This is a genomic window from Methylobacter sp. (genome assembly GCF_036845245.1).
Taxonomy (GTDB): domain Bacteria; phylum Pseudomonadota; class Gammaproteobacteria; order Methylococcales; family Methylomonadaceae; genus Methylobacter_A.
Map to the genome: position 1 here is coordinate 1 of NZ_DAIUEH010000108.1, position 4,794 is coordinate 4,794.

At 52.3% G+C, this 4,794-nt stretch carries 5 protein-coding genes; all 5 read left to right on the forward strand.

The window, feature by feature from the left end; all coding sequences use genetic code 11:
- Nucleotides 1-358 precede the first annotated feature (358 nt).
- Nucleotides 359-2,566 (forward strand): methyl-accepting chemotaxis protein, encoded by a 2,208-nt coding sequence (locus V7051_RS24310; RefSeq protein WP_333879341.1) that lies wholly within the window; start codon nucleotides 359-361, stop codon nucleotides 2,564-2,566.
- 9 nt (nucleotides 2,567-2,575) lie between these two features.
- A complete protein-coding gene (locus V7051_RS24315; RefSeq protein WP_333879342.1) occupies nucleotides 2,576-3,115 on the forward strand; it encodes a chemotaxis protein CheW in 540 nt (179 codons plus the stop codon).
- Nucleotides 3,116-3,360: 245 nt separating this feature from the next.
- Nucleotides 3,361-3,969 (forward strand): CheR family methyltransferase, encoded by a 609-nt coding sequence (locus tag V7051_RS24320; RefSeq protein WP_333879343.1) that lies wholly within the window; start codon nucleotides 3,361-3,363, stop codon nucleotides 3,967-3,969.
- A 103-nt stretch (nucleotides 3,970-4,072) separates the two neighbouring features.
- Nucleotides 4,073-4,672: a response regulator gene (locus V7051_RS24325; RefSeq protein WP_333879344.1), complete on the forward strand. Its 600-nt coding sequence runs from the start codon at nucleotides 4,073-4,075 to the stop codon at nucleotides 4,670-4,672.
- Nucleotides 4,673-4,692: 20 nt separating this feature from the next.
- A partial coding sequence (locus V7051_RS24330; RefSeq protein ID WP_333879345.1) for a hypothetical protein occupies nucleotides 4,693-4,794 on the forward strand: 102 nt, incomplete at its 3' end.

Sequence of the window (4,794 nt, forward strand, 5' to 3'; positions counted from 1 at the left end):
GTGGCGCTGATCGTCGATGTGCCGGGGCTGATGGGGCAGATTGAGCATGAACGGGCAAGAGGCGAGATGACAGCCGCAGTGGCTTAAAAAATAGTGAATATGAATTGATGGTAGGTTGCGGTTGACGCTTGTCAGTTTTGAAATTGATCAATCTGCAAGCATGACCTGATTCCCATGCAACGCGTAGAAGCGAGACAAAGATATTAGGGCGGCCCCGAGTCGGCCATTCTAAGTAGTGGCTAAGCGAGGCTAATTATCGAAGTATCAACCTTGCTCCAACAATAGGAGCAAGGTCTGTTTCGAGTTATGCCCCCGCCTTTTAACTTAAATTTAAAATAACCTGTAGCAACGAGACACTATGAAATTAATTAATTTATTTTTCAATCACAGCCAAAAAGAACTAGCCGCTATCGAAATTGAAAGGGTTACACAAGCTATTCTCGCAGGACAACTCAATGAGCGTATCAATGTCACTGGGTTCAATAGCGAGGCCCATCAGTTTGGTAATTCGATGAACCAGATGCTGGATGCTATCGTTCAGCCTTTCAAGGTTGCGGCAGATTATGTTGATAACATTGCCAAGGGCAACATCCTCGTCAAGATCGCAGATTCTTACAACGGGGATTTCAACATCATCAAAAATAACCTCAATCTGGTCATCGACGCCATCAACGAACAAGCAACTACGGCTCAGGCTATAGCCGAAGGCGATTTGACTGTCAAGATCAACGTGCGCTCGGAAAACGATAGGGTGGCTAAGAGCCTGATTAGGATCATTGAAATGCAACGAAGCCTGCAGAAGGAATTCCAGCGCCTGACGGAAGCTTCCAGGGACGGTCTACTGTCCGAACGGGGCAAGCCGGAACAGTTCAAAGGCGCCTATGCCGAGATCGTTGGTGGTGTCAACACTATGCTGGACGCTATCCTCCTGCCGATTGGCGAAGGTAACCGTATTCTTGCGCAGATTTCCGGCGGGAAGATTGACGAGCTGATCGCTCAGACTTACAAGGGTGACCACGAGCTGATGAAACAGGCGGTCAACAATGTAGCTACGACGCTGCAAGGTCTGCAAAAGGAGCTACAGCGCCTGACAGAAGCTTCCAGGGACGGGCTATTGTCCGAACGGGGCAAGCCGGAACAGTTCAAAGGCGCCTATGCCGAGATCGTTGGTGGCGTCAATACTATGTTGGATGCCATACTCCTCCCCATTGGCGAAGGTAACCGTATTTTGAGCCTGATTAGCGGTGGGGATTTGCGCCAGCGTGTGGAAATCGCGTGCAAAGGCGATCACGACAAAATGAAACAGGCCGTTAACGGTGTACATACCTGGCTGTCCGACCTGATTGCCTATGTCACCAAGATTGCCAATGGCGACATGGCCGCAGAAATGGGGAAAGCGTCCGGTGACGATCAGATTCATGAATGGTTGATGTTGCTCAAGCTTAATATTCAGGCTCTGGTGGCCGACGCCAACATGCTATCGGTTGCCGCGGGTGAAGGGCGTTTACAAACGCGCGCAGATGCCAGTAGACACCAAGGCGATTACCGCAAGATTATCGAAGGCGTGAACAACACGCTGGACAGCATTGTCTTGCCTGTGAACGAAACTGTGGCCGTTCTTATCGAGATGGAGAAGGGCAACCTTACCCAAACCGTCAACGGCGACTACATGGGGCAACTTAAAGAGTTTAAAGATACGGTTAACAATACCATCACCAAACTTTCGCAAGTCATCAGCGAGGTAAATGGCGCCGCTGCCAGTATCGCCTCGGCCAGTGAAGAGGTTTCCTCCACGGCTCAAAGCATGAGCCAAGCGACTAGTGAGCAGGCCGCCAGCGTGGAAGAAACCAGTGCTTCTATCGAACAGATGTCGGCTTCGATCAACCAGAATACTGAAAACGCCAAAGTCACCGACGGTATGGCGACCCAGGCCAGCAGTGAAGCGGTACAAGGCGGTGAAGCGGTTAAACAGACGGTGAGTGCGATGAAGAGTATCGCCGGTAAAATCGGCATCATCGACGATATTGCTTACCAAACCAACTTGCTGGCTTTGAACGCGGCGATTGAAGCCGCCCGGGCCGGTGAACACGGACGGGGTTTTGCGGTGGTCGCGGCCGAAGTAAGAAAACTGGCCGAGCGCAGCCAGATTGCCGCGCAGGAAATCGGCGAGTTGGCCGAAAGTAGCGTCGATATGGCTGAAAGCGCCGGTAAGTTATTGGACACCATCGTGCCTTCGATCAAAAAAACCTCCGATCTGGTACAGGAAATCGCGGCGGCCTCTGAAGAGCAGTCGGCAGGCGTCAGCCAAATCAATACCGCGATGGATCAGCTTAACCAGATTACCCAGCAGAATGCCAGTTCATCGGAAGAGTTGGCCGCGACCTCGGAAGAGATGAGTGGACAGGCCGCGCAACTACAAGAGCTTATGGCATTTTTTACCGTGAGTGATAGCCGAGGTGCAATATCGATAGCGACTGCTCCCAAGGTTAAGTCTTTCAAACCTGCGACTAAAAAAATAGTGGCGACAAAACAGGCGTCTCTCGAAGCCGAATTTGTGAAGTTTTAGGAGGTGGTTATGAAGGCAATTACACCCGCGGTACAGACGCTGCCGACTACGGTCGGAAGTGCTGAGCTTGAGGAGTCGCAGCAATACCTGACCTTTATGCTGAGCGGTGAAACTTATGCGGTCAGCATACTCCGGATCAAAGAGATCATCCAGTACGGTCAACTGACCGAAGTGCCGCGAATGCCGGCTTTCATCCGCGGTGTCATTAACTTGAGGGGGGCGGTGGTGCCGGTAATCGACCTGAGTGCCCGTTTCGGCAAGTCGTCCACAGCGGTAGGGCGACGTAACTGCATCATTATCATCGAAGCGGCGATAGCAGAGGAAACCCAGAGCGTCGGCGTGATGGTGGATGCAGTGAATGCGGTGCTGGAGATTCCGGCCGGCGAGATTGAACCGGCGCCCACGTTCGGTACCAACATTCGCGTCGACTTCATTGCCGGTATGGGTAAGATCAACGGCAAGTTCGTGATCATCCTGAATATTCAGGATGTGTTGTCGATGGATGACATGGCGGCGCTGGCTGTGGTGAGTTCGACTGCCGTGGAGTGAGATAAAGTTTCTGTTGTAAGCGTTGTATTGTTTTCACGTTGCTATGAGATCGCGTTGCTGCTTTTTCCAGAAATCGGTCTGTATGCAACCGGCGCCTGCTTAGTATCGGATTACTTGATTTTCATCGGCTCATATATGGCAAAGACCGATATATGTGGATATCACTGTTATTAGAGATATCGTTACAGTGAAATGCGCAACGGCGATTTTTGCAGTATCAATGACTGAATTAAATGGAGTGGAAAATGACCGCTGATGTGATTTACAAATCTAACCTTGCCGCCGTAGTGTTGCAAGAGAAGGAGTTCGTACAGTTTCGCGATTTGATCTACCGCATCGCCGGCATCAACATGTCTCCGGCCAAGAAGCCGTTGGTAGCCAGCCGTCTGGCAAAGCGGATCAAACACTACGAACTGGCGAGCTACGGCGAGTATTTCCAAATGATCATCGCAGCCGACTGTAAAATGGAATTGCAAATGGCGGTAGATTTGCTGACCACCAACGAAACGCACTTTTGCCGTGAACCCAAACATTTCGATTTTCTGAGTCGGCGCATTTTGCCGGCTAGGAGACCAGGCAAACCTTTGCGTATCTGGAGTGCTGCCTGTTCCGGCGGTGAGGAACCCTATAGTATTGCGATGCTGCTGGATGACGTAATGGGGAGTGCGCCGTGGGACATTGTGGCCTCCGACTTGTGTGTGCGGGTGTTGGAAAAAGTGCGTACCGGGCTTTTTCCGATGGAACGTATGCTGGAAATTCCTCAGGATTATTTATCAAACTATTCTCAATGTAAAAGCCGCACGTCGGCTGGTAAAACAACATCAATTTACCTGCGTGGCCGAATATTTGAGTGACAGCGGCTATCGTAGCGTATGTTTTGAAGTGTGGAGAGGTTTGGGTTAAGCACAGTCATGTGCTGTCCATCGTTGAGTATGAATCTATAAACAGGAGATAGGGATGGCTCAGATTAAAGTACTGATAGTGGATGATTCCGCAGTCGTACGGCAGGTATTGACTACAACATTGTCGCAAGATCCTGGTATTAACGTGATCGGCGCGGTTGCCGACCCGGTGTTCGCGATGGCGCGCATGCAGACGCAATGGCCCGATGTGATTGTGCTGGACGTGGAAATGCCGCGCATGGACGGCATCACCTTCTTGAAAAAACTGATGGCCGAGCGGCCCACGCCGGTGGTCATCTGTTCCACGCTGACCGAGAAAGGCGCGGAAACCACCATGCAGGCGCTGGCGGCGGGCGCGGTCAGCATCGTTACCAAGCCTAAAGTGGGGCTCAAGCAATTTTTGCAGGATGACTCCGAAAGCTTGGTGGTCGCCGTTAAAGCGGCTGCCCGCGCCAACCTGCGCCGCTTGTCCGCATCGACTGCGGTACCGGTGCAGGCCAAATTGACGGCGGACGCCATCCTTCCGGCTAACTGCCACGCCATGGCCGAAACCACCGATCGGGTCGTCGCTATCGCGGTCCGGCTGAACAATCTGTGTCAGATTGAAGTGCGCGAAGCGGTGAACGGCGCCGGGTCATGCCCGGCCGTGCGCTGATCGCCCAAGGCGGGCGGCATATGCTGCTCAAGCGCAGCGGTGCGCAATACCACGTTGAGATTGTTGGAGGGCCGCCGGTCAGCCGTCATTGCCCCTCGGTGGATGTGCTGTTCCGTTCGGTG